The organism is Rheinheimera nanhaiensis E407-8 (assembly GCF_000296695.1).
GTDB lineage: Bacteria > Pseudomonadota > Gammaproteobacteria > Enterobacterales > Alteromonadaceae > Alishewanella > Alishewanella nanhaiensis.
In genome coordinates this window covers 132,114-156,233 of record NZ_BAFK01000001.1, presented here as the reverse complement: position 1 = coordinate 156,233, position 24,120 = coordinate 132,114, and the positions used below count along the sequence as shown (strand labels likewise).

19 protein-coding genes are annotated in these 24,120 nt (G+C 52.4%); 2 read left to right on the top strand and 17 right to left on the bottom strand.

Features of this window, described 5'->3' with window-relative positions:
* Positions 1 to 2: 2 nt before the first annotated feature.
* Genes RNAN_RS00760 through RNAN_RS00740 form a run of 5 tightly spaced genes read right to left on the bottom strand, consistent with a single transcriptional unit; the run spans position 3 to position 4,877 of the window.
* The gene (locus tag RNAN_RS00760) at positions 3 to 2,069 is read right to left on the bottom strand and encodes a type IV pilus secretin PilQ (protein ID WP_008217731.1); all 2,067 of its coding nucleotides are present in this window, start codon (positions 2,067 to 2,069) and stop codon (positions 3 to 5) included.
* Positions 2,070 to 2,087: 18 nt separating this feature from the next.
* Positions 2,088 to 2,624, bottom strand: coding sequence for a pilus assembly protein PilP (locus RNAN_RS00755; RefSeq protein ID WP_008217728.1), 537 nt, complete (start codon positions 2,622 to 2,624; stop codon positions 2,088 to 2,090).
* On the bottom strand, positions 2,621 to 3,220 hold the full coding sequence (locus RNAN_RS00750) for a type IV pilus inner membrane component PilO (protein ID WP_008217725.1): 600 nt from the start codon (positions 3,218 to 3,220) through the stop codon (positions 2,621 to 2,623). Before RNAN_RS00750 ends, RNAN_RS00755 begins: the two co-directional genes overlap by 4 nt.
* Positions 3,217 to 3,810, bottom strand: coding sequence for a PilN domain-containing protein (locus RNAN_RS00745; protein WP_008217723.1), 594 nt, complete (start codon positions 3,808 to 3,810; stop codon positions 3,217 to 3,219). Before RNAN_RS00745 ends, RNAN_RS00750 begins: the two co-directional genes overlap by 4 nt.
* Entirely contained in the window at positions 3,798 to 4,877 is a 1,080-nt protein-coding gene (locus RNAN_RS00740; RefSeq protein ID WP_008217721.1) for a pilus assembly protein PilM, read from the bottom strand. Before RNAN_RS00740 ends, RNAN_RS00745 begins: the two co-directional genes overlap by 13 nt.
* A gap of 279 nt (positions 4,878 to 5,156) precedes the next feature.
* Here RNAN_RS00740 and RNAN_RS00735 point away from each other — a divergent pair, with 279 nt between their 5' ends.
* Positions 5,157 to 7,652: a penicillin-binding protein 1A gene (locus RNAN_RS00735; protein ID WP_237739868.1), complete on the top strand. Its 2,496-nt coding sequence runs from the start codon at positions 5,157 to 5,159 to the stop codon at positions 7,650 to 7,652.
* Positions 7,653 to 7,732: 80 nt separating this feature from the next.
* Here the strand turns inward: RNAN_RS00735 and argH are convergent, their stop codons facing one another.
* The 9 genes from argH to metB form a co-directional block, all read right to left on the bottom strand.
* Positions 7,733 to 9,115, bottom strand: a complete 1,383-nt coding sequence (argH, locus tag RNAN_RS00730; RefSeq protein ID WP_008217717.1) for an argininosuccinate lyase — start codon at positions 9,113 to 9,115, stop codon at positions 7,733 to 7,735.
* Between the two features lie 4 nt (positions 9,116 to 9,119).
* Complete coding sequence (locus RNAN_RS00725; RefSeq protein WP_008217715.1) at positions 9,120 to 10,328, bottom strand: argininosuccinate synthase; 1,209 nt, start codon at positions 10,326 to 10,328, stop codon at positions 9,120 to 9,122.
* A gap of 7 nt (positions 10,329 to 10,335) precedes the next feature.
* Positions 10,336 to 11,250: an ornithine carbamoyltransferase gene (locus RNAN_RS00720; protein ID WP_008217713.1), complete on the bottom strand. Its 915-nt coding sequence runs from the start codon at positions 11,248 to 11,250 to the stop codon at positions 10,336 to 10,338.
* Between the two features lie 43 nt (positions 11,251 to 11,293).
* Entirely contained in the window at positions 11,294 to 12,064 is a 771-nt protein-coding gene (gene argB, locus RNAN_RS00715; RefSeq protein ID WP_040551355.1) for an acetylglutamate kinase, read from the bottom strand.
* Positions 12,057 to 13,100 carry an N-acetyl-gamma-glutamyl-phosphate reductase gene (gene argC / locus RNAN_RS00710; protein ID WP_008217708.1) on the bottom strand — a complete coding sequence of 348 codons (1,044 nt, stop codon included), beginning with the start codon at positions 13,098 to 13,100 and terminating at the stop codon, positions 12,057 to 12,059. Before argC ends, argB begins: the two co-directional genes overlap by 8 nt.
* Positions 13,101 to 13,241: 141 nt before the next feature.
* Entirely contained in the window at positions 13,242 to 16,208 is a 2,967-nt protein-coding gene (locus RNAN_RS00705; RefSeq protein WP_008217706.1) for a ligand-binding sensor domain-containing diguanylate cyclase, read from the bottom strand.
* Positions 16,209 to 16,331: 123 nt separating this feature from the next.
* Positions 16,332 to 17,231, bottom strand: coding sequence for a methylenetetrahydrofolate reductase (metF, locus tag RNAN_RS00700; RefSeq protein WP_008217704.1), 900 nt, complete (start codon positions 17,229 to 17,231; stop codon positions 16,332 to 16,334).
* Positions 17,232 to 17,246: 15 nt separating this feature from the next.
* Complete coding sequence (metL, locus tag RNAN_RS00695; RefSeq protein ID WP_008217702.1) at positions 17,247 to 19,619, bottom strand: bifunctional aspartate kinase/homoserine dehydrogenase II; 2,373 nt, start codon at positions 19,617 to 19,619, stop codon at positions 17,247 to 17,249.
* Between the two features lie 4 nt (positions 19,620 to 19,623).
* Positions 19,624 to 20,889, bottom strand: a complete 1,266-nt coding sequence (gene metB / locus RNAN_RS00690; protein WP_008217700.1) for a cystathionine gamma-synthase — start codon at positions 20,887 to 20,889, stop codon at positions 19,624 to 19,626.
* 180 nt (positions 20,890 to 21,069) lie between these two features.
* Between metB and metJ the strand changes: the two genes are divergently transcribed.
* Entirely contained in the window at positions 21,070 to 21,405 is a 336-nt protein-coding gene (metJ, locus tag RNAN_RS00685; RefSeq protein ID WP_008217699.1) for a met regulon transcriptional regulator MetJ, read from the top strand.
* Between the two features lie 70 nt (positions 21,406 to 21,475).
* Here metJ and rpoH read toward each other — a convergent pair whose 3' ends face one another.
* The 3 genes from rpoH to ftsE all read right to left on the bottom strand — a co-directional run bounded on the left by rpoH (position 21,476) and on the right by ftsE (position 24,120).
* Positions 21,476 to 22,327 carry an RNA polymerase sigma factor RpoH gene (rpoH, locus tag RNAN_RS00680; protein WP_008217697.1) on the bottom strand — a complete coding sequence of 284 codons (852 nt, stop codon included), beginning with the start codon at positions 22,325 to 22,327 and terminating at the stop codon, positions 21,476 to 21,478.
* 126 nt (positions 22,328 to 22,453) lie between these two features.
* Complete coding sequence (gene ftsX / locus RNAN_RS00675) at positions 22,454 to 23,437, bottom strand: permease-like cell division protein FtsX (RefSeq protein WP_008217695.1); 984 nt, start codon at positions 23,435 to 23,437, stop codon at positions 22,454 to 22,456.
* Positions 23,434 to 24,120 carry a cell division ATP-binding protein FtsE gene (gene ftsE / locus RNAN_RS00670; RefSeq protein WP_008217693.1) on the bottom strand — a complete coding sequence of 229 codons (687 nt, stop codon included), beginning with the start codon at positions 24,118 to 24,120 and terminating at the stop codon, positions 23,434 to 23,436. The genes ftsX and ftsE overlap by 4 nt, the downstream gene beginning before the upstream one ends.

Below are 24,120 nucleotides of genomic sequence, written 5' to 3'. Positions count from 1 at the left end.
TGTTATAAACCGTCAGTGATAATCTTCGGTGTAACGAAGATCAACAATTCGTTCTTCTCGTTAACCTCACGGGTAGACTTAAACAGGTTACCCACATAAGGAATATCACCGAACAGGGGTACCTTACTTACTGTCGATAAGATCTGCTGCTGATAAATACCACCCAGAACGATAGTTTCACCGTTATCGACCAATACCTGGGTCTGGATCTGCTGCGTATCAATGGCAGTAGCCGGACCGGTTGGCGTTTGTACGGTTTCGCCACGGGTGTTTTGCGTAATAACCAAATCGAGGATAATTTTGTTATCCGGCGTGATCTGCGGTGTCACCGTCAGGCTTAATACCGCCTTTTTAAACTCCACCGTGGTTGCACCACTTGATGCAGCCTGGACGTAAGGAATTTCCACACCCTGCTCAATCCGGGCTTCTTTCTGGTTAGCCGTGGTAATGCGCGGGCTGGCAATAATTTCACCCTTATTTTCCTGCTCCAGTGCAGACAGCTCCAAATCAAGCAAGGTGCCATCAGCCAGACGGGCAATATGGAACGCGATACTGCCGGCCGGGTTGCTGGCAGGCAGATTAACGTTCCAGCGGTCGTCCAGTGAAGGAATAACACCGTTGGCAATGGTATTAGCACCGCCGGCAGTGCCGGAAGTACCCTGGTTAGAACTGCTGCTACTTTGCTGATCACTAAAGCCCCAGCGGATACCCAGTTCATCCGTTACGCTGTCACGCACCGTTACCATACGTGATTCAATTAATACCTGACGTACCGGTACATCTAAGCGTTCAATTAACTTACGGACGTTTTCAATGTTAACCGCAGTATCTTTGATCAAAATAGTATTGGTGCGCTCATCAACGTTAACCGAACCACGGGAAGACAGTAGGGTGGCATCTTTGTTGCTCAGTAACTTGGTGATATCTGCCGCTTTGGCATAATTTACCGATAAGAAGTCAGAGTACAGCGGCTCTAAATCGGCTACCGTTTGCTTTGCTTCCAGCTCACGGGCTTCGCGCGCAGCCAGCTCATCGGTAGGCGCTACCATCAGGATGTTACCTTCCATCCGCTTATCCAGGCCCTTAACACGTAACACGATGTCTAATGCCTGATCCCAAGGGGTACCGTCTAAACGCAGGGTAATATTGCCTGTTACAGAGTCGCTGGTTACCAGATTAAAGCCGTTATAGTCAGCGATAATCTGTAATACAGTACGTACCGGTATATCCTGGAAATTCAGCGAAATAGCCCGGCCTTTATATTCTTTACCGCCGCCTAAAATACTGCGGTTGGTGGTGTCACGCTCGACATTGAGCGTGAAAATGTTATCAATCTGCTGATAGGTGTAGGTAAATTCTGCGGTGGTATCAATCACCAGCCGGGCAGAGGAACCGTCTTTAAAGGTTTCAATGCCTTTGACGATAGTGCCAAAGTCCACCACGTCTAACTGGTACAGTAACTCATCGAGAATGTCGGTATTGTGAAATTCAACTTCCAGTTTTCCCAGACGCTCTGACACATCAACCGCGGCAGTGTTGTCACGCAAAAATATTAATACCCGACCCTCGCCTTTATCACCACGGCGAAAATCGATGGCATTCACCCGGTTAATATAGGTGGGCTTAACATCTGCCGCCTGCCCAACATCACTTGCCGTTGGATTGTCTGAGATGTTTATATAAAACACATTACCACGTACACGGGTACGGTAGATTTTCAAGTAATCTAAAAAAATGACGGTTTTAAAGCCATCCCCAGAGAATTCTGAGGTAATGCGCTTTACACCCGCCTTGTCTATCAGCACTTCATTCAGTTTTTCTTCGTAGTCTGACTCGTCGAAAAACAGCTCAATACGGGCGGGTTCGTTAAACACCTGAATACTCGGATCGGCGTATAACTCTTCATCAAAGACGAACTCAATTTCGGTTTCGCCGGTCAATAAAGGGTTGTATCGCACGTCGTACAGCAGTGGTACTGCTGATGCCGGCAATGAAAGTAGCATTAAGGCTGCAAAGCACAGTATGGTGCGCTGGATGCTGTCAGACATTGTTTTGATTATTTTATCCATGATTTACTCGCATACCTATCAATTACTTGCTACTGATGACGCATCGGCCATCTGCAACATGGTCGTCCGTTCTTTCCAGCAACCGGCGCCATCTGGGATTAATTCAAGCAACTCTATATGAGTTGGTTCAACGTTAATCACCCGGCCGTGAAACAACCCTATGTGGTTGTTCAGGGTAACCCGGTGTAGTGTTTTATCTGACGCTTCGATCAGGGCCCAGATATTACCTATATCGCCCAAAGTGCCACGCATCTTTAAGTTATCCAGTGCGTATTTTTCCAAAGGCTCTTTTCTGCGCCGCGGATCCGGGTGCAAACAATCCTGCACCTGTAAGAATTTGTCCTGAATGGCCTCAGGCCTTGGTGCGGAAAACGGACTACGGGCATCCTGCGAGCGGTACGGAATATGGACAAACTCCTGTACTTCCGGCAACGGCTCGACCCTGGCCCGGGTATTGGCTTTCACGTCAGCAATGTAGTTTTGCACATCGCTTAAATCGTCAAAACAGCCACTTAGCAATAACGCCAGTGACACTACGGCTAAGCGTTTAATCATGGCTGCACCTCTTTATAGCGGTAGGTTTTTGCCACAACGTTAAAACGTAAGCGCTCATCCTTTTCGGTCTGAATAGAGAAGTCATGCAAGCTGACAATCCGCGGTAATTTCGCCACTTCGCTAACGAAGTTACCAAACTGGTGGTAATCACCGATCACTTCAATTTTTATCGGCAGCTCAGTGTAGAACTCTTTTTCAATCTCCGGCTCCCAGTTGATGCGAATAAAGGTTAAGCCGCTGGTAGTACCGACGTAGGTAATATCGTCCAGCAAGCCCGGTGTTTCGTGTGTGGTCGGCAGCTGCTTTAACAGGAATGAGAAGGTTTGTTCCATCTCAACCATCTGCTGTTTATACAAGTCTAAATTAACCGCCGAGGCGTACTTGGTGCGGTAAACCTGACGCAGTTCCTGTTCTTTATTCTGCGCAAACGCCAGCTCATCAATCTTGCTATCTACCAGCAAAAAGTAACTAATTACCGACACTAACAGAGCCAATAACGCCGCAAAGATAACTTTGGCAGGTGTGGGCCAGGAGCCCATGTTTTCAAAGTCCAGATCATTAATGTCGATCTCGGACAAGTTGAAATTCATGCTCATCTTGCACCTCCGTTGGCCGGCGGCGTAGTTTCAGCGCCTTGTACTTCTTCAAAGCCTTTTACTTTCAGGTGCATTTTAAAGTTGCTCAGCAAGCTAACAGAATCCTTACCTGCTTCGATAAATTCCAGATAAGGCGTTGTTAATAACTCAGACTCTTCGGCCTCACGTAACATGTTAGACAAACGGTTATTCGACTCGCTTTTACCCACTAACAGTAAAGCAGTGCCTTTTTTGTCTAACTGCGTCAGATAGACGCCAGCCGGTACCGCACTGGCAATCTCATCCATTATCTGGGTGCCCAGGTTTCGGCTGCTTTGTAGCTGAGAAATCAGCGACATACGTTGCTGCAGGCTTTTCTTGGTTTCGTTCAAAGTACGAATTTCAGCAATGCGCTGATCCAACACTTTGATTTCACTTTCTAAAAAGCGGTTACGCTGCAACTGACCGTCGATACGGGCGCTGTAGATCATGTTCACGACAAACACCAGTAAAAAGCTCAGTACTGCTGTGCCGGTTAATAACGTAAGATATTGTTTTTGCCGTTCTTTGCGCGCTGCGTCGCGCCACGGCAACAGGTTTATATATGCCATGACGAGAAACTCCTTAACGCCAGGCCACTGGCAACCATTAACTGAGGTGCATGACGGTTAAGCTGATCGCGGTCTACCGCAGTCGCCACTTCCATCGTTTTAAAAGGGTTTGCCACTACAGTGTGAATACCCAGCTCGTCAATTAACAACCGGTCGATACCGTCAATAAGCGCAGTACCACCAGAGATGATCAGATAATCTACCGCGTCCTTACCACTGCTGGTCAGGTACATTTGAATACCCCGGCGTACCTGCTGTAACAGCATGGTTTGAAACGGAGCCAGTACTTCAAACGTATAGTTGGGCGGTAAATCACCACTGACTTTAGCCTGTTCGGCCTCTTCATAGCTTTTATTGTAGTAGGACAAAATGCTGCGGGTATATTGATCACCACCAAATACCTGGTCGCGGGTATACAGCGTTTTGCCATTCTCGATAATACTAAGCAGTGTCATGGTCGCACCTATGTCTACCATGGCAACGACTTTTTTATTGGCATCATCTGGCAGTTGCTTCAGGCAAAGCTCTGAGGCGCGGCTTAGTGCGTAGCTTTCAATGTCCACGACTTTGGCGCTAAAACCACCGTTTTCTAACGCAGCTACTCTGGCCTCAATACTCTCGGTACGGGCCGCACTTAACAAGACATTAACTTTTGATGGATCGGCTTCGTTAACATCGAGCTTTTCAAAGTCGAGGCTAACTTCATTAAGTGGATAAGGAATAAGGGTGTCTGCCTCAACTTCGATCTGACTTTCAAGTTCAGCATCAGTTAAGGACACATCCATAAAAATGACTTTACTGATCACGGTGGATCCGGAAACAGCAGTGGCGGCGAATTTGACTGATCTCGGGATCTTCTTGCGGATCTTAGCCAGTACATTACCTACTGCTTCAATGTCCTGGATCTCCCGATCAGACATAGCACCTTTAACCATAGGTTCAACGGCAAAGGCTTCTACTTTACAGACGCCGTTATGCTGGCTGAGTAACACAGCCTTAACGGAGTGTGCACCGACATCGATCCCCACCATCATCGGTGTTTGTTTACTGAACAGGCGATTTATCATAGCTTCCTGCGGCCAATTTATAGTTATGATTATTGTCTCATTGTTAGCTCAGTCGCTAATTTTTGGCAAGAAAAAGCGTTTAATCTAAAGCTAATAAATATATACTAGCAGCGTTGTAAAGGAATTGGGAGTAAAAATTGGGGCTATTCAGTGTCTTGGGTTAAAAAACTTTTAATTCTCAGTCTGATCCTGATCCTGCTCGGTGCAACAACGATCGCGGGGATCTATTTCTATTTAAAGGACGATCTACCTGACGTAACCACCTTGCAGGATGTAAGATTGCAGACCCCAATGCAGGTGTTTACCGAAGACGGTGAGCTGATTTCGCAATTTGGTGAAAAACGCCGTATCCCGCTGAAACTGACAGAAATGCCACCTTTATTAGTTCAGGCATTTTTAGCTGTTGAAGATACTCGGTTTTACGAACATCCCGGTATAGATATTATCGGTATTTTCCGCGCGGCAACGGTGGTGGCTCAGTCGGGTGACTTTAGCCAGGGGGCCAGTACCATTACCCAACAGCTGGCGCGCAACTTCTTTTTAAGCCGGGAAAAAAAGCTGATCCGTAAGATCAAAGAGATTTTCCTCGCCTTTCACATCGAGCAGTTGCTGAGCAAAGATCAGATCCTCGAGTTGTACCTGAATAAAATTGAACTGGGCCAGCGCTCTTTTGGCGTGGGTGCCGCAGCTCAGGTCTATTTTGGTAAAACTGTGCATGAACTTAGCGTGGACGAAATTGCGATTATCGCCGGCCTGCCCAAAGCACCGTCAGCGCTAAACCCGATACGTTCAGCCAGCAATGCCCGTGCCCGGCGTAATATCGTGCTTGGCCGTATGCTCGATACCGGCGTTATTGATAAAGCCGCCTATGATGCCGCGATAGCAGCGCCCATTACCAGCAAGTTGCATGGTGCGCAAATCACAGCCTCAGCGCCCTATATTGCCGAAATGGTACGGCAGGACATGGTAAACCGTTTTGGTGAAGAGACCGCCTACTCTGCTGGCCTGAAAGTATATACCACAGTGAATAGTCAGCAGCAGGCGGCAGCAAAGCAGGCACTGCAGCAAAACCTGTATGACTACGACGAGCGTCACGGTTACCGTGGGCCTGTTGCCCAGCTATGGCCGGCAACGCTGCAACAAAGCGCCGATAACGAACCGGTATTTGTTGAAGACAACCCGCTGCCACGCGAAGACATTCTGGCGTACCTGGATAAACAAAGCGGTATCGAAGATTTGATCCCCGCCGTGGTAATACAGGTTGCAGCCCAAAGCGCCGAGCTTATTATCGCCGGCGGCCAGCAAATCAGCCTGGAGTGGGACGGCTTAAAATGGGCACGGCGTTTTATTAACGACGAGCGTCAGGCCGTTGCGCCTAAAACTGCCTTTAATATAGTGGCGCCCGGTATGCACGTGTTGGTGCGGCAACAGCAGCAACAATGGCGTCTGTCTCAGGTGCCCCAGGCCAGCAGCGCTATTGTGGCGATAGATCCTAATAACGGTGCCATTCGCTCTCTGGTTGGCGGTTACAGCTTTAGCCAAAGCCAGTTTAACCGCGCCACCCAGGCCAAGCGTCAGGTTGGCTCGAACATAAAACCGTTTATTTATTCGGCAGCATTGGAACACGGCTATACCCTGGCATCTATTATGAACGACGCCCCTATTCACCAATGGGATGATAATGCCGGTATCGCCTGGCGGCCGAAGAACTCGCCAGCGGTGTACGACGGCCCTATCCGCATCCGCGAAGCACTGGCGAAGTCGAAAAACGTGGTGTCGGTGCGCTTACTGCGTGGTGTGGGTATAGACAACAGTATTCGCCACCTGCAACGTTTTGGTTTTGCTGCCAGTGATTTACCCCGTAACGAAACCTTATCTCTGGGTTCTGCTTCATTAACGCCACTGGAACTGGTAACAGGCTATGCAGTGTTCGCCAACGGCGGCTATCTGGTCACACCCTATGTCATTGATAAAGTACTGTCTGATGAAGGTGAAGTGATATTCGAGCATAACCCGGCTATTGCTTGCCAGCAGTGTGAGCAGACGCCAAGTGAAGCAGAACAAAGCAACAATGAAGACAGTGAAGCACAGCTGGATCAGCTATTTAGCCAATTGGCGGCCGATAGCAGCAGCCAAGCTGAGCCTGACGCGATCAGCGAGCCCCAACAGCGGCTGGCCGAGCAGGTTATCTCAGAGCAGAACAGCTTTTTAATCGCCGATGCGCTGAAAAGCAGTGTCTGGGGCGGCGGTAGCTGGCAACATGGCACCGGCTGGAATGGTACAGCCTGGCGGGTACAAAGCCTGAAACGGCGTGATATCTCGGCTAAAACCGGTACTACTAATGATTCAAAGGATACCTGGTTCTCTGGCTTCACCCCGGATCTGGCCGTCACTGTGTGGGTTGGCTTTGACGACGCTAACCGCAGTTTAGGTCGCGCCCAGTGGCATGCCAATATGGGCCAGCAACAAAGCGCCGGCACCGAATCGGGTGCCCGTACCGCATTGCCCGCCTGGTTAAGTTACCTGCAAGCCGTTAGCAGCAGCGTGCCTGAGCGGCAAGCTACGCCACCGGTTGGCCTGGCATCGGTGCGGATCGACCTGCAAACCGGTTTGCTAAGCCGTAAAACGGATCATACAAGCAGCTTTGAGTACTTTAAACCCGGCACCGAGCCCAGCCAGTATGCCAGTGCAGATATTCAGCAGATCAGTTTTGACAGTACCGCTGAGAAAAAGCCGGCTGATCAGGACAAAGAAGAGGAAGTCGAGCTGTTTTAACAGCTTAAACAACAAGCCCGCGAGTAATGCGGGCTTGTTGTTTATGTTAACAGCACTCACTCACAGCTCAAGGCTGTAGCTCAAACCTGTTGTTCAAACCATTGCTTCGCCTGCTGTAAAGCTGCCAGCACCTGCTGTGGTGCCGTACCGCCTAACGCCGCACGCTTTTGCAAACCAGCCTCGAGCTGAAGTGCCGGATACACATCCTCAGCAATCAAACTGCTGAACTGCTGCAGCTCATGCAGTGGCAAGGCTTCCAATGCCAGCTGCTGCTTGGCCGCATGCACCACCAGCTCGCCAACCACTTCATGCGCATCACGAAACGGCATACCTTTGCTGACCAGATAATCGGCTAAGTCAGTGGCGTTGCTGTAACCGAGCTCTGCCGCCTGGCGGCACTGCGCCTCGTTAACCGTTAGATGCGGCAATACGGTGGCCAGTATCAGCAAAGATTGCTGCCAGGTGGCCATCAGGTCAAAAAAGCCCTGCTTGTCTTCCTGCATATCTTTGTTATAGGCCAGTGGCAAGCCTTTTAGCACATGCAAAATGGCCACCAAGTGGCCCAGCACCCGGCCGGTTTTACCGCGCAGCAGCTCAAACACATCGGGGTTTTTCTTTTGCGGCATCAATGATGAGCCGGAGCTTATCGCATCACCCAATTTGAAAAAGCCCGCTTCGCCGGAGCAGAAGAAAATGACATCTTCTGAAAGGCGCGATAAATGCGTCATACAGATACTGGCGGCGGCAGAGAGCTCCACCACATAATCACGGTCTGACACCGCATCTAAGCTATTCAGCGCCGCGCTGGCAAAGCCCAACCGCTGTGCTAATTGCACGCGGTCTACCGCCACGCCGGTGCCGGCTAAAGCGCCACAGCCAAGCGGACAGACATCCAGCCGTGCCAGCGCATCATCTAACCGGCTTAAATCGCGCTTAAACATTTCAACATAAGCCAGCGCCCAATGTGCCACCAGTACCGGCTGCGCCCGCTGCAAATGGGTGAAGCCCGGCATCACTGCTGTGCCGGCGTTGTCGGCAAAGTTAAGCAGTGCTGCAATAGCCGCCAGCAACGACTGCCGCACGCCCTGCGCATTAAGCTTACTCCACAGCCGCAAGTCAGTTGCCACTAAATCATTACGGCTACGGCCGGTATGCAGTTTTTTCGCAACAGCGCCAAGTTTCACCGTCAGCTGGGCTTCTACCCAGCTATGAATATCTTCTTCACTGGTTTGTAGCGGCAGCTTAGGATCTGCCTCTATCGCTACCGCTAAATCGGCCAGCGCGGCATCAAGCTGCGCCGCTTCATCAGCGCTGATAATAGCGGCCTGCGCCAGTTGCTGCGCCCAGGCGCGTGATGCCTGAATGTCCTGTTGTGCCAGCAGGTAGTCAAAGCTTAGCGAGTCGTTAAAACTGCGAAACTCGCTAAGGGTGGCTTCCTGAAAGCGTCCGCCCCACATCGCCATGATATTAATCCTTTTGTTGCTGGTGCAGTGCCCGGATGCGGCTGGCCAGGCTGTATAAGCGGATAAAGCCGGCGGCATCTTTCTGGTTGTACACTTCATCGCCTTCAAAGGTGGCGAAAGCTTCAGAATACAGCGAGTTTGGTGAGCGGCGTTTCGCTACCGTCACATTACCTTTGTACAGTTTGATTACCACATCACCGGTTAACTGCTCCGCCAGTGAGGTCGCTGCAGCCAGTAAGGCATCTTTTAGCGGGGTAAACCAGCGGCCATCGTACACCAGTTGGGCAAATTCCAGCCCCACTTCTTCGCGGTATTTCAGTGAGGTTCTGTCATACACCAGCGCTTCTAAGCCTTTTAATGCCGCCATTAAAATAGTGCCGCCCGGCGTTTCATAGCAGCCGCGTGACTTCATACCAACCAAACGGTTTTCGACGATATCGATACGGCCAACGCCATGCTCAGAGCCAATCTGGTTTAACAGCTCAATGGCTGCCACCGGCGCTATCGCCTGGCCATTGATTTTACTCAGTTCGCCTTTCGTAAAGCTCAGCTCAATATAGGCGGCGTGATCCGGTGCCTGCTCCGGTGATTTGGTCCACATCCACACCTGTTCTGATGGCTCACACCAGGGGTTTTCCAGCTCGCCACCTTCGTGCGAGATATGCCATAAGTTAGCATCACGACTATAAATTTTGGTAGCAGAGGCAGTGGTAGGCACCTTTTTCTCCGCCAGATAATCCAGCAATGACTGACGTGAATTAAACTGCCACTCGCGCCAGGGCGCAATCACCTTTAACTGCGGGGCTAAGGCGGCAAAAGCACCTTCAAAGCGCACCTGATCATTACCTTTACCGGTACAGCCATGGCACAGCGCATCGGCACCTAACTCCAGTGCCAGTTTAACCTGGGCACGGGCAATCACCGGCCGTGCCATAGAGGTCCCCAGCAGATACTGGCCCTCGTACACAGCGCCAGTTTTCAGCGTCGGGTAAATCACTTCTTTGACAAACTCTTCGCGCAAATCGACGATATAGCAGCTGCTGGCACCGGAGTTAATGGCTTTTTGCTCTACGCCGGCCAGTTCTTCATCACCCTGGCCCACATTGGCGACAAAGGCGATCACTTCACAGTCATAGTTATCTTTTAACCAGGGCACTATGGCCGAGGTATCTAAACCACCGGAATAAGCTAAAACGACTTTTTTGATACTCATAGTGTCCTCACGCAAATAAACTGATTAATACGGCATTCTGGGCATGCATGCGGTTTTCCGCCTGCAGTAAAACAAGCGACGCTTCGCTGTCGAGCACCTCACTGGTGACCTCATGCTCGCGGTGCGCCGGTAAACAGTGCATAAAATACTTCACCGCCAGGCGCTGCATCACGGCGGTATTGATTTGATAGGGTTTGAATACCCGCTCGATCAGCTCAGGGTCGGCTTTATCGCCCATCGACAGCCAGGTATCAGTATAGATAGCATCGGCACCGGCAGCGGCGGATAAATGTGGGCTGAGCTCCAGCTCAGCGCCGGTGTCCATGGCGATTTTCTGCACCTTTAACAGCACCTGTGCATCGGGTGAAAAGCCCTGTGGCGTAACGACCGTCATCTTCATACCGCTAAGTGCAGCACCAATCATTAATGAATGACAAACGTTATTACCATCGCCAACATAAGCCAGATGCACCTTACTTAAATCACCAAAACGCTCTTTTAGTGCCAGCAGATCGGCCAGCGCCTGGCAGGGATGGTACAGATCGCTTAACGCATTAATCACCGGTTTATGGCTGGCATGCGCCAGCTGCTCCAGTGTTTGCTGCGAGAACACCCGCGCTACGATGGCATCGGTCCAGCAGGCCAGATTGCGGCCAAAATCGGCCACGGTTTCACGTTTACCCATGGCGCCGTTTTGCTGATCCAGATAAACGCTGTGGCCACCGAGCTTATAAATACCGACATCAAAACTGACCCGGGTCCGTAGCGATGGCTTTTCAAAAATCAGCGCGATACTTTTACCGGCCAGCGCCTGTGTGTATTTCTCTGGTTGCTGCTTCACGTTTAACGCTAAATTCAGCAAATCGTTAAGCATGGCCGGGCTTAATTCAGCCAGGCTCAATAGTTGGTTCAGTTTACTCATGTTCAGCTGACTTGCCGCCGAAGCGGCATCCTTGTTTAAGGGATTAACAGACGATGCGGGTGCCTACTGCTTGCTGTCGCATCAGATTTAATAAATCCTGCGGGTGTTGCCAGCCCGCGACGCTAATGCTTCGTCGCAGTGCCTGAGCGGTGTCTAAGGCGGCGTCCAGTTTTACTTTCATGCCGCCTTTAATTACGCCTTGTTGTACTAATGCTGCGGCCTGCTCGCTGTTCAGTTCGCTGATAAGCTTACCTTCACCGTCTAAAATACCCGGCACATCGGTTAGCAGCACTAACTGCCCCTGCACCAGCTGGCAAATTGCCGCAGCGGCTAAATCAGCATTGACGTTTAGTAACTGGCCCTGTTCACCGTGCCCGATAGAGCAAAACACCGGGGTAAAACCGCCGGCCAGCAGGTTTTTTAGTAAAGTGCCATCTTGTGGTTTTGCCACCCCGACAGCGCCCAGCCTGGTATTCAGCTCAAAACGGCAGCTATTACCCGCTGCCAAGGTTAAACCCACCGGCGTTAAGCCCTGTAAATCGGCCCGCGCTACCATATGGGCATTAACGGCACCGGCTAAGGCGCCGGCGATCACCGGCATTTGCTCAGGCGGGGACACACGCTGGCCATCCAGTTTTTCAGTGTGAAAACCAAATTTGGCCAGCCACTGATCGACCTGATCGCCGCCGCCATGCACCAGCACCAGCGGGTATTGCTGTTTAAGCTCAGCGCACACCGCCAGCAAGGCATCCAGCGCCGCTTCGTCCTGCAACAAACGCCCACCCATTTTCAGCACCAGAGGTGACTTATTCATGTGCCACCCCCGCAAATAAACCGGCCGTTTCCGGTTTGCCAAAACGCACATTGGCCGCCTGCATCGCCTGCGCCGCTGCACCTTTTAACAGGTTGTCGATGGCCGAAACCACCACCAGCTGCTCACCATCCTGCTGCCAGTGAATATCACAATAAGGCGTACCGGCAACATCGGCCACATTGGGCGAATGCGATACCAGCCGCACTAGCGGCTTGCCAGCGTAAGCCTGATGAAAAGCAGCTGTAACTTGCTCTGGCGTCACACCGGTTTTAAGTGTCACTACGCTGGTGGCTAAAATACCGCGTTTAAAGTTGCCCAGATGGGGGGTAAACACTACCTTGCGGCCAAGGTTTTGCTCAATTTCCGGCCGGTGGCGGTGTTTAAAGAAGCCATAGGCATTTAAGCCTACTTCACAAAATGAGGTATTTAATGCGGCTTTACGGCCGGCACCGGAGACACCACTGGTGGCGTTAATTACCGGAATACAGCCATCGGCCACTAAGCCGGCTTTAATCAGCGGCAACAGCGCCAGGCTGCAGGCCGTTGGGTAACAGCCCGGCACCGAAATCAGCCGTGGCAGTGGCTCGGTCTGCCATTCCATCAATGAGTAAACCGCTTCGGCCAGCAACTCAGGGTGCTGATGCTGATAACCATAATACTGCGGATACAGTGCCGACTGCTTCAAGCGAAAAGCGCCGGATAAGTCCACTACATCAATACCTTGCGCCAACAGCAGTGGCGTTACCGCTTCGCTGGCTTCATGTGGCAGCGCCAGAAAGGCCACTTCTACTTTGCCGGTTAAACCAGCCACCAGCTCGTCGGTCCAGGGCTGTACCATAATATCCAGTTGCTGCTTGTAGCGCGGATACAGCGCAGAGAACGGCTCGGCAGCACGGCCGGCTGAGGCATAAGCGCCTACCAGCTGAAAATACGGGTTGCGCGCTAAAATCACTGCCAGTTCAGCACCGCTGTAACCGGCAGCACCTAATACAATGCTGCGTACTAAAGAAGAAGAAGTTTTGTCAGTCGATAACATGGGCAACGGCTCTTAAACAATAAATAACGTATAGGTATAGCACGAAACAGCCGCTAGTGTAGAACGGCCACCATGCAGCTTCAAGAATTATTATGCTGCTTTTTTGAATTTTTATTTTATTGAAAATTGCAGCACTTTGGCTTACACCGCGACATTTATCCGGTTACGGCCATTTTGTTTAGCTTGATATAACGCACTGTCTGAGCGGGTTAACAGTTTGTCGTGGGCAGCCTCACCGGCATATTGCGCGATGCCCATACTGATACTGATATGCAAATTAGCGGCGAAGGCCGAGCAATCGATTTTTTCTATTGCCAGGCGGATACGCTCACAAATGTCTTTTGCATCGGCCAGGGCGGTATTGGGCAGCAGCAAGGCAAACTCTTCGCCGCCCCAGCGGGCTACCGTATCGTCCTGCCGGCAATGCCGGCTGATTTCAGTGGCCACCAATTTCAGGATCTGATCGCCGACACTGTGGCTGTAATTATCATTTACCCGTTTAAAGTGGTCGATGTCCAGAAGCACTAAACAAAGCGGTAAAGCATTACGGCGTGAGCGGGCGCACTCACGCGCCAGCGCTTCATCAAAAGCCCGCCGGTTGGCCAGGCCAGTCAGGATATCCAGCCTTGCCTGCAGCTCGAACTCCTGCGCCTGCTGCTTTACTTGTAACAACAGCGCCGAGCGCTCCTGATCCACCTGGCGCAGATGATCGGCCTGCTGCTGCAATTCAAAGGTTTTCTTCGCTACCTGCGCACTTAACTGCTTAGCGCGCCGTTTCAGACTGCCCAACCGCCAGCGCAGTGCTAACATAGCGCTTAGCAGGCTAAACACGGTCAAAAGCAGCCAAAACAGTGGCCGCTGCCAAAAATACGGCGCTATGCTAAAGCTGAAACTGGCACTGTGCTCACTCCAGTCGCCCTGCGGGTAGGCCGCACTGACCATAAAACGATAGTTACCTGGTGACAAGTTAGTGTACTCAGCGCTGGTATTGGAGCCACGCTCTACCCAATCGGTATCAAAACCCTCGAGTTTGGTGCGGTATTGAATACGCTGCGGCATGACAAAACCCAGACCGGCAAATTGCAGCTCTATGCGGCTGGCACCGGCAGCAAGCTGGCTGCCACTGTATAGCGGCAGCGCCTTACCATTCACCTTAAAGCCTTCAATAACCACCGGCGGTATATTGGCAGCAAAGCGGGCTAAATCCTCTGGCTGCACCTTACTGGCGCCTTTAGAGGTGGCAAACCAGACACTGCCATCCCGCGCTACCGCAGCCGCCTGCATGGAGCCGCCATTGGCCTGGGCGCTTTGCATGCCATCACTTTCGCCAAATAATTCATAATCGATGTCGCTACGCTGTGCAGCTAAAAATTGCTCAAGCTGCTGGCGTTCAAAGCGTAGTATGCCCCTGTTACTGCTAAGCCACAGGTGCTGCTGTTGGTCAATGGCTGCCTGAAACACCTTATCAAACGGCAGGCCGGCGCTGCGCCCCAGCATGGTCATGTGGTCAGTTTGCAAATCAAAAGCAACTAAACCGCGATCAGTTGCCATCCAAAGCAGCTCGCGGGCTAAGTCCGGTGTAAAACCAAAGGCATACTCGGCATCATCCAAACCGGTAAAATCCAGTGTTTCAATGCGGCCATCCGCCTGACGTACTGCCACCCCACCGCCGGTGCCGATAAACAAACGGCCATCTGGGTGTAAATACAGCGCCATCACAAAGGGTGTGGGCAACCCCTGCTCTTTGGCAAAACTGGTTACCTGCTGTCCGCTAACGTGGTTTAAGCCCTGCCCGGTGCCAAACCATAAGCCGCCGTCGTCAGCAATGGCGATAGCACGAATTTCATTGGCCAGCAGGCCACTGCGTCTGTCAAATTGACGCACAATACGGCCATCACGCCACTGAATGGCACCATCAGAGTAAGTGCCAATCCAGACCGAGCCATCCGGCGCTTCCACCAGACTGAGCACCGACTGACCGGTACTGACAGCGGATAAGTCAATATTGCTGATACCCTGCTCGGTATAGCGGCTAACCCCCTGACTGCTGCCAATCCAGACACTGCCATCACTGTGTGCCAGCACAGCACGGATATAATCACCAGCCAGCCCCTGAGCGGTGGTATAGGTGACAAAAGGCGCATCGCGCAGGCGGAACAAGCCACCGTTGGTACCCACCCAAATACTCTGCTCGCGGTCTTGATACAGCGATAAAATCCGGTTATTCGGCAGGCCGCCGGCCATGCTGAGGGTTTCCAGCCCCAGCGCGCTATGCCTTAGCAGGCCACGATCGGTGGTGCCAATCCACAGCTGCTCACCGCTCACCAGCAGCGCCGATACCGGTAAATCGCTTAAGGCTGCGGAAAATACGCTGACGCTGCCGGCGTGATAGCGATATAAGCCCCGCTCAGTGCCAATCAGCACGCTGTCGCCATACTGATGCAGTGCAAATACCGGCACCTGGGGTAACCCCTTTACCGTTGTCAGTTTTACACTGGTATCACTGCTGTTAAACCATTGCAGGCCACGACCGGTGCCTACCCATACCTTGCCATCTGTACTAGCCAGCACACTGTGCACCACATCACTGGTTAGGCCCCCGGCGGTGGTAAATTGCCGGCGCCCGCCCTGCGCATTTTGCCAGAACAAGCCCTGGCCTTCACTGGCCAGCCACAGGTTACCGTGCTGATCTTCGGTGACGGCGTTGATGAGTACATTAAAGGCCGGCCAGCTTTGCCAGCCACTGGCGCTGCGTTTGCTAATGCCGCCACGGGCACCGGCCAGAATAAGGTTATGTTGCTTGTCTTTGCTGATGCTTCTGATACCAGAGTCGGGCAAACCGGTAGGCTCACCGCGGCCAAATACGGCAAATTCGCGGCCGTTAAAGCGGGCAGCGCCTTCCCAGGTACCGATCCACAGGTAGCCGTCTTCGCTTTGATTAAAGCTGTTAATGGTGTTATGCGGCAGGCCGTCGCGGGTGGTCCAGCTTTCCTGAAAGTAGTCACTGAGCAGTGTTTGTCCGGCATCAACCCTGATACTGAGACACAGCAAAGTCACTGCTAAAACATAGCTGAAAACACTGAATGGGTGTTTTGCTTTACTTAACATCACTGCACATCCCTGATTCTTAAGCAGCTGCTAAAGCAACAGTAGCGCAAGAGTAACGCAAAACAGGGCGCTCGCCAAGCCACAGCACAGCGCTTTTATAAGCGCTGACTGCCGCCGTCACTCTCACAACGCGCGTTGTGGCCGCACCCCCAGTAAGTGGCAGATGGCATAGCTTAACTCGCTGCGGTTAAGCGTATAAAAGTGGAAGTGATCAACGCCTTCGCGGCTTAGCACCTTCACCATTTCCATGGCGATATTAGCCCCCACCAGATTGCGCGTGGTGGCGTCATTTTCCAGTCCTTCGTAGGCTTTGTGCATCCACTGCGGCACCGCCACATTGGTCAGGCTGGCAAATTTTTGCAGCTGGGCAAAATTGGTTACCGGCAAAATGCCCGGAATAATATCCACGTCGATACCGATGGCGGCGCAGCGATCACGAAAACGCAGAAACTTCTCAATATCAAAGAAAAACTGCGTAATAGCCCTGGAGGCACCGGCGTCCACTTTACGCTTTAAATTCAGCAGATCAAACTGCGCATTGGGCGCTTCCGGGTGTACTTCCGGGTAGGCCGCCACCGAGATATCAAAGTCGGCCACCGAGCGCAGGATTTCCACTAAATCCGCGGCGTACAGATCCGGCTTGGACTGCGTACCAGGCGGCAAATCACCGCGCAGCGCGACGATATGGCGGATACCGTTTTGCCAGTAATCTTTGGCAATCGCAATTAAGTCGTCTTTGCTGGCATCAACACAGGTCAGATGCGGCGCGGCAATAAGGCCGGTGCGCTGCTTAATGGATTTAATAATGTCGTGCGTGCGGTCGCGCTCACCGGAGTTGGCGCCATAGGTTACCGAGACAAAAGACGGTGCCAGTGGCGCCAGCCGCTCAATAGACTGCCACAGGGTTTGCTCCATCTGGGCCGTTTTGGGTGGGAAAAACTCAAAACTGACGTTAACCTTGCCCTCTACATCCTGCAGGTTGCGGTTGATTGCTTCTAAATACTGTGCATTTGCAAATGCCATAACCACTCTCTTCTGTTACGTCAGTGTAGCGGGCTGCGCCCGACGAAAATAAAAATCGATAAGCTGCGCCAGATCGGCATGTAACCCGCCGGCAGTAACCTGTTTACCGGCGCCAGGCCCTTTTAACACCAGCGGGTTGCTGCTATACCAGTCTGACTCAATGACAAACACGTTATCGCACGGCGCTATGGCCGCCAGCGGATGCGTCGGGCTAACCGCCTGCAGCGCCACGCTGGCCTGCGCCTGTTCATTCTGCAGCGTTAAGCAGGCCACATAGCGCAGCACCTTGCCCTGCGCCTTCGCCTGGGCAAACAGTTGCGCCATAGCGTTATCCAGCAAGGCACGCTTTGGCCAGAACTGCTGCCAGCTACCTTGCTCCAACTCAACGGGCAGCAGTGGCTGCAGCGCAATATCGCCAAGCTCCAGCGTCAGGCCGAGTTCACGTGCCAGCACCAGCAATTTACGCTGCACATCTTTACCGGATAAATCATCACGCGGATCGGGCTCGGTCAGCCCGGCTTGCTGCGCCTCCAGCACAAAATCAGAAAACGGCTTACTGCCATCGAACTGGCAAAACAACCATGACAGGGTGCCGGAGAAAATACCGCTGACCTGGCGAATACGATCACCGGCGCTGAGCAATTCCTGCAGGCTACGCTGTACCGGAATACCGGCACCGCAAGTGGTGTTGCTTAACCACTGGCGCTGGTGATCTGCCAGCGCTTGCTTGATCTGTTGATACTCGCTGCCCGGCAAGGTAACCCCCTGCTTATTCGCGCTGATAATGTCACAGCCGGCGGCAATAAACTGTGGGTACAAGCGGGCAAAATCGGCACTGGGCGTAATGTCTACCAGCACCTTGGGTGCGGGCAAACTCTGCAGATAGCTAAGCAAGCTATCACTGTGCCAGCTAGCGGCCTCGGCTAAGGCCTGCTGCCAGTCGATTGGGGCAATATCGGGCTCTAACAGCGCCCGGCGCGAATTCATCACACCGGCCAGCGACAGCTTAACCTGCGGCTGTAACCGCTGTTGCTGGTGCTGCAACATTGCCAGAAACTCGCCGCCGACATTACCACTGCCGGCCACTACCAGCTTAAGCTCGGCTGCCGGCGTTACCAAGGCCTGATGCAGCTGCTGCAATTGCTCGGCATTCAGTGGCGTTGGTAATAACCAAATCAGCTGCTGCTCATTTTCGTAGCGGTGTAGCGCCTGTGGCAGCAGGTTAGCACTGACATCAGTGGCCTGTTCGCCCTTTAGCCAGGCCAGCGCATGGTAGCGCCTTGTATCCCATACCGCATGAATATGCTCTGCCGCCAACAGCGCCAGCGCCTGTTCGGCGCAGCTGGCCGGTAATAACCAGATCACATGGTCGCTGTGCTGCGCCAGGGTCACGACCGGCTGTTGCAGCTGCAGTGCTAACCGCTCAGCGTCATAACTGCCGGCGGCCAGTGTCAGTAAAGTGACGTCATTCAGCTCGGTGATAAAATGCTGCGCTTTTACCTGCTGCTGCACCTGACACCCCTGATGCACAGGCTGATAACTGCTACGTACCCGCAGCCGGGTAGTCGTGCCGGTAAGCGCTGACAAGGTGCGGGCATGCAGCACCGGGTTGCCCAGACGCGCCAGCTGACAGGCTTGCTGCCAGCTTACCTGCTGATAAGGCAACGCCGAGGCCACTTTACGCGGATCAGCGCTGTAAATGGCTTTTACATCCGTCCAGATGGTCACTTCAGCGGCGTGCACCAAAGCACCTAACAAGGTTGCCGAGTAATCGCTGCCGTTTCGGCCCAGCGTAATACTGCGCTGCTGTTCATCACGGGCAATAAAGCCGGTCACCACATGAATAGTATCTGCCTGGGTTAGCGCCGCTAATAAGGCCGCCGATTGCGGCAGATCTGGCTGGTGCTGGTGTAAACGTAAAAAATCGCGCGCATCCAGCGCCGCTGCGTTAAGGCCGCGCTCCTTCAGTACCGCGCTTAGCAGCAGTGCAGATAAGCGCTCTCCTATCGCCAGCACCTCGTTATGCCGCTGCTGTGTCAGTAGCGCCGGCACAGCAGCCAGCCATTGCTGTAGTTGTACCTGCACGCTCACGGCACCTTCTGCGCTAAGTGCCTGCTGCACCAAACTGCTTAGCTGTTGCTGCAACGCACTGCGTAAAGGCTGACACTGAGCCTCGTTGTCGCTACTGGCGATAATATTAAGCAAGGCATCGGTGGTGTCGCCCGGCGCCGAAACCACCAGCCATAATGCCTGCCCGGCGGCCTGCTGGTGCTGCTGTTGCACCAGCTTGGCTACCGCAGCAAAGCGATTGGCATCGGCCAGGCTGCTGCCACCAAATTTATGTACCTGTGCCGCCTGTTGCGGCTGCAGTTGTGTTTTAGAATGCATCTTGTTACCAAAGGGCGCTAAGCGCCGGGTTTAATCTAAACTGTGGTGAATTTAGCGCTGAGTCAGCTTTAGCTGCAGCAGGCTTAGCGTTATCAGCGTGCTGGCGCAGTGCGCTGGCCAGTGCATTAAAAGCCTGCTGCAAATCGGCCAGTAAATCGTCAAGGTTTTCTATGCCTACCGACAAGCGGATCAAGGTTGGGCCAATACCGGCCGTTTGCTGCGCTTTGGCATCCATAGACGCATGCGTCATAGTGCCGGGGTGGCAAATCAGGCTTTCAATACCGCCCAATGACTGCGCCAGGGTGAATAGCTGCAGCGCTTCGAAAAATACCGGCAGCAGTGCCTGCTCTACTGCTAAATCAAAGCTACACATAGCACCAAAACCGCTTTGCTGCGCTTTGGCGATAGCATGGCCCGGGTGCTGTACTAAGCCCGGGTAATACACCTTGCTTACCAGCGGCTGCCTGGACAGAAATTCAACGATCTTAGCGGTGTTATCCTGCTGCAGACGCAGCCGTGGCTCTAGCGTGCGCAAGCCGCGCAGCGTCATATAGCTGTCAAAAGGTGCGCCGGTAAGGCCTAAACAGTTGGCCCACCATTTTAGCTCATCGCCCAATTGTGCACAGGCACACACCAGCACGCCACCAACAATGTCGCTGTGGCCATTGATAAACTTGGTGGTGGAATGCACCACTATATCCGCGCCCAGCGCCAGCGGTTGCTGCAATACCGGCGATAAAAAGGTGTTATCCACCACCACCAACGCCTGTAATGGCTGTGCCAGCTGGCACACGGCGCGCACATCAGTAATTTGCAACAGCGGGTTTGATGGCGTTTCCAGCCAGATCATCTTTGGCCTGGCTGCAGTTATCTGAGCTGCCCAATCCGCTTGCTGAAAATTGACGATCAGCAGTTTAAACGCCTTTTTACGCGTAGCTAAATTGGTAAATAACCGATAGCTGCCGCCATAACAGTCATGCGGGATCACCAGGGTGTCATCCGGTGTCAGCAGCTGCAGCGCCAGTAAACAGGCTGACATACCGGTATTCGTCACAATAGCTTTTGCCCCGCCCTCCAGCTCAGCTAACGCCTCGGCCAGCAAGTCACGGGTGGGGTTGTTCGAGCGCGAATAGTCATAAGGCCCCGGCTGTTTAAATGCCGGTAGTTCGTAGGTTGAGGTTAAATACAGTGGCGGCGTAACAGCACCATAGGCAGGATCCTGGGCAATGCCGGCACGGGCAGCGATGGTCGCGGCATGATGCTTTGACATAATAAACCTCATTTAGATGTTTAGACGTCCAAAAGTATAATGTCAGAAATAAAGATGTCAAACCATTTAGCCGTCTATAATGATTATTTGTTGTGCACTGTTTGACTCAGCGGCATAACAAGATAGAATTTCGCCACTTGCGCGAGCAATACATTATTCAGACTACTACAAGGTAAGCATATGGCTAAGTGGAATGGGGAATACATTCACCCGTACGCGGAACACGGTAAAAAATCAGAACTGGTAAAAAAAATCACCGTATCAATTCCGCTGAACGTATTAAAGGTGCTGACAGATGAACGCACCCGGCGTCAGGTGAATAACCTGCGTCATGCCACCAACAGTGAGTTATTATGTGAGGCATTCTTACATGCCTTCACCGGCCAGCCATTACCGGCCGATGAAGACTTACGTAAAGACAACCCGCATCAGATCCCAGCTGAAGTGCGTCAGATCCTGACCAGCATGGGCAAACCGATCCCGGTGATTATTGAAGCCGACAGCGACGAAGAATAAGTTGCTGTAAGGCATAAAAAAACCGCCTGCCGGCGGTTTTTTTATGCGTGCCGCTTTAGGCGCGACTAGCTTAGCTCATGGCAGCCTGTAGCTTTTTCATCGCGTTTTTCTCCAACTGACGCACCCGCTCAGCGGATACGCCATAGCGATCGGCCAGCTCTTGCAGCGTCAGCTTGGCATTATCCAGCCAGCGGGCGCGGATAATGTCCTGGCTGCGGTCATCCAGGGTGCGCATCGCCGCTTGCAAGCGATCCACTGCGGCGTTATCCCACTGATCTTCCTCTACCCGGTGGGCCAGATCAGAGGCTTTATCTTCCAGGTAATATACCGGCGCAGTGTAAGCTGATTCATCGTCTTCATCCGGCGCATCAAATGGCATATCGTAGTTGCTCATGCGCGCTTCCATTTCACGCACTTCATGCTCGGCTACCCCTAACGACTCTGCTACGTTTTTCACTTCTTCCTGATTAAACCAGCCTAAGTGCTTTTTCGCTTTACGCAGGTTAAAAAACAGTTTGCGCTGCGCCTTGGTGGTGGCAATTTTAACGATGCGCCAGTTCTTCAGTACATACTCATGAATTTCGGCTTTAATCCAGTGCACAGCAAAAGACACCAGCCGCACGCCTACACTTGGGTCAAAGCGTTTTACCGCTTTCATCAGGCCAATATTACCTTCCTGAATAAGGTCGCTAACCGGCAAACCATAGCCAGAATAACTGCGGGCAATATGCACTACAAAACGCAGGTGCGACATAATCAGCTGACGAGCAGCTTCTAAATCACCATGCTGGTGTAACCGTTCAGCCAGGCTGCGCTCTTGTTCTGCGCTGAGCATAGGTATAGCACTGACAGCATGGGTATAAGCTTCCAGGCTACTGCTGGCCGCTACCGGTAATGACATCATTTCTGCTGTATCGCTCATCTTTAGTGTCCTGTCCTAAGCTAAGTGGGGCAATATTAGCACTCTTTGACTGAGAGTGCTAATTTTAGTTGCCGCCTTTTTTAGATCTGCTTATTCTAAAAACTAACCAGTCATAATTAAACGCTATTAAGGGCCGGTGGGTTCAATGGCCGTGATATGGCGGCGCACTGAAAGGTAAGAGCCACCTAATCCCAGTGCCATCGCCAGTGCCATCAGGCTGGCAAACTCGACAAAGCTGAGGGCTTGCAGGCTAAAGTCGCTGTCGTACAGCGAGGTCACGCTAACAATGGCACTTTGTAGCCACCACAGCATGGCCTCGACAATCAAAAATGCCAGTAAGCCGCCAAACACGCCATACCAGATGCCGCTGTACAAAAAGGGCCGCTGAATAAAGGCATCGGTGGCGCCGACCAGCTTCATCACTTCAATTTCATCTTTTTTGTTCATAATAGATAAGCGGATGGTGTTGCCGATAATCAGCAATACCGCGCCCAATAGCAGCACGGCAATTACCAGCACCGCCTGACGCAATAAGCTGACAATGGCATCCAGCCGGGTTAGCCAGTCAATATCCAGTTTACCAAACTCGACAATCCGCTCTTTGCTCAGCCTTGCCAGTAGCTCGCGGGCGCTGGCGGCCTGGGTATTTTTCGGTAGCACCAGCAGCACATCCGGCAGTGGGTTGTCGGTTAAATAATTGAGCGCTGCGCCAAAACCTGACACGGCGGCAAACTCGTCCAACGCTTGCTGTTTGCTGATATGGCTGACACGGGCAATGGCCGGATCGGCCTGTAGAATTTGCTGCAGGCTGCGGATCTGGGTGTCGCTGCTGCCTTCTTTAATAAACAGGCTGATTTCTGCTGCCTGGGTAAAGCTGTCACTGACCTGCTGCACGTTTTTTACCAGCAGGTGTAAGGTCGCCGGCAAGGTTAAACTGACGCCCAGCACCCCAATAGTTAAAATAGAGGCCGACGGCGTACGCCAAAGCTCGCCTAAACTGGCCACAGCCTGGCGCACATGATTGACCCAGAACATGACAAAGCGGCGGGCAATACCAATTTTATGCTCGGAAGCACCGCTGGTGACCCGACCGGAGAACAAGATACTCATAGCGGGTCCTCCTGGTATTGCAGCAGGCCGTCATTGATCATCTTGCCCTGCTTTAGTGTCAGCGTACGGTATTTCATCCGCGCCACCAGGCCTAAGTCGTGGGTGGCCACCAGCACAGATACCCCTACCTGATTAAAGGCTTCAAATACCCGCATAATGTCTTTGGATAAATCCGGGTCCAGGTTACCGGTAGGCTCATCGGCCAGCAGTAATGGCGGCTTATTAACCACCGCCCGCGCAATGCCCACCCGCTGCTGCTCACCGCCGGATAAGGTATGCGGCAGGCAGCGTACTTTATCCAGCAAACCCACTTTATCCAGTGCCGCGTGCACCCGTTTGACCATGTCTTTACCGCTAAAGCCTTCAATCACCAGCGGCAGTGCCACATTGTCAAACACCGTGTGGTTCATCAGCAACCGGTGATTTTGGAAAATAATGCCAATATCACGCCTTACATAAGGAATATGCGCCCGGCGGATGCGGCTTAAATCCACATCGTTAATCAATACCCGGCCCACGCTCGGCCGTTCAATCAGGCTAATCAGTTTTAATAGCGTACTTTTACCGGCACCGGAGTGGCCGGTTAAAAAGGCCATCTCACCTTTTTCCAGTTTAAAACTGACACGGTCCAGCGCGACAAAACCACCGGGATAACTTTTACTGACATCGGCAAATTCCAGCAT

What these genes read in the sequence shown, in the direction of transcription:
- RNAN_RS00760 (WP_008217731.1), bottom strand. Translation starts at nt 2,069, where the DNA reads ATGGATAAAATAATCAAAACAATGTCTGACAGCATCCAGCGCACCATA.
- RNAN_RS00755 (WP_008217728.1), bottom strand. Translation starts at nt 2,624, where the DNA reads ATGATTAAACGCTTAGCCGTAGTGTCACTGGCGTTATTGCTAAGTGGC.
- RNAN_RS00750 (WP_008217725.1), bottom strand. Translation starts at nt 3,220, where the DNA reads ATGAGCATGAATTTCAACTTGTCCGAGATCGACATTAATGATCTGGAC.
- RNAN_RS00745 (WP_008217723.1), bottom strand. Translation starts at nt 3,810, where the DNA reads ATGGCATATATAAACCTGTTGCCGTGGCGCGACGCAGCGCGCAAAGAA.
- RNAN_RS00740 (WP_008217721.1), bottom strand. Translation starts at nt 4,877, where the DNA reads ATGATAAATCGCCTGTTCAGTAAACAAACACCGATGATGGTGGGGATC.
- argH (WP_008217717.1), bottom strand. Translation starts at nt 9,115, where the DNA reads ATGGCGATGTGGGGCGGACGCTTTCAGGAAGCCACCCTTAGCGAGTTT.
- RNAN_RS00725 (WP_008217715.1), bottom strand. Translation starts at nt 10,328, where the DNA reads ATGAGTATCAAAAAAGTCGTTTTAGCTTATTCCGGTGGTTTAGATACC.
- RNAN_RS00720 (WP_008217713.1), bottom strand. Translation starts at nt 11,250, where the DNA reads ATGAGTAAACTGAACCAACTATTGAGCCTGGCTGAATTAAGCCCGGCC.
- argB (WP_040551355.1), bottom strand. Translation starts at nt 12,064, where the DNA reads ATGAATAAGTCACCTCTGGTGCTGAAAATGGGTGGGCGTTTGTTGCAG.
- argC (WP_008217708.1), bottom strand. Translation starts at nt 13,100, where the DNA reads ATGTTATCGACTGACAAAACTTCTTCTTCTTTAGTACGCAGCATTGTA.
- RNAN_RS00705 (WP_008217706.1), bottom strand. Translation starts at nt 16,208, where the DNA reads ATGTTAAGTAAAGCAAAACACCCATTCAGTGTTTTCAGCTATGTTTTA.
- metF (WP_008217704.1), bottom strand. Translation starts at nt 17,231, where the DNA reads ATGGCATTTGCAAATGCACAGTATTTAGAAGCAATCAACCGCAACCTG.
- metL (WP_008217702.1), bottom strand. Translation starts at nt 19,619, where the DNA reads ATGCATTCTAAAACACAACTGCAGCCGCAACAGGCGGCACAGGTACAT.
- metB (WP_008217700.1), bottom strand. Translation starts at nt 20,889, where the DNA reads ATGTCAAAGCATCATGCCGCGACCATCGCTGCCCGTGCCGGCATTGCC.
- metJ (WP_008217699.1), top strand. Translation starts at nt 21,070, where the DNA reads ATGGCTAAGTGGAATGGGGAATACATTCACCCGTACGCGGAACACGGT.
- rpoH (WP_008217697.1), bottom strand. Translation starts at nt 22,327, where the DNA reads ATGAGCGATACAGCAGAAATGATGTCATTACCGGTAGCGGCCAGCAGT.
- ftsX (WP_008217695.1), bottom strand. Translation starts at nt 23,437, where the DNA reads ATGAGTATCTTGTTCTCCGGTCGGGTCACCAGCGGTGCTTCCGAGCAT.
- ftsE (WP_008217693.1), bottom strand. Translation starts at nt 24,120, where the DNA reads ATGCTGGAATTTGCCGATGTCAGTAAAAGTTATCCCGGTGGTTTTGTC.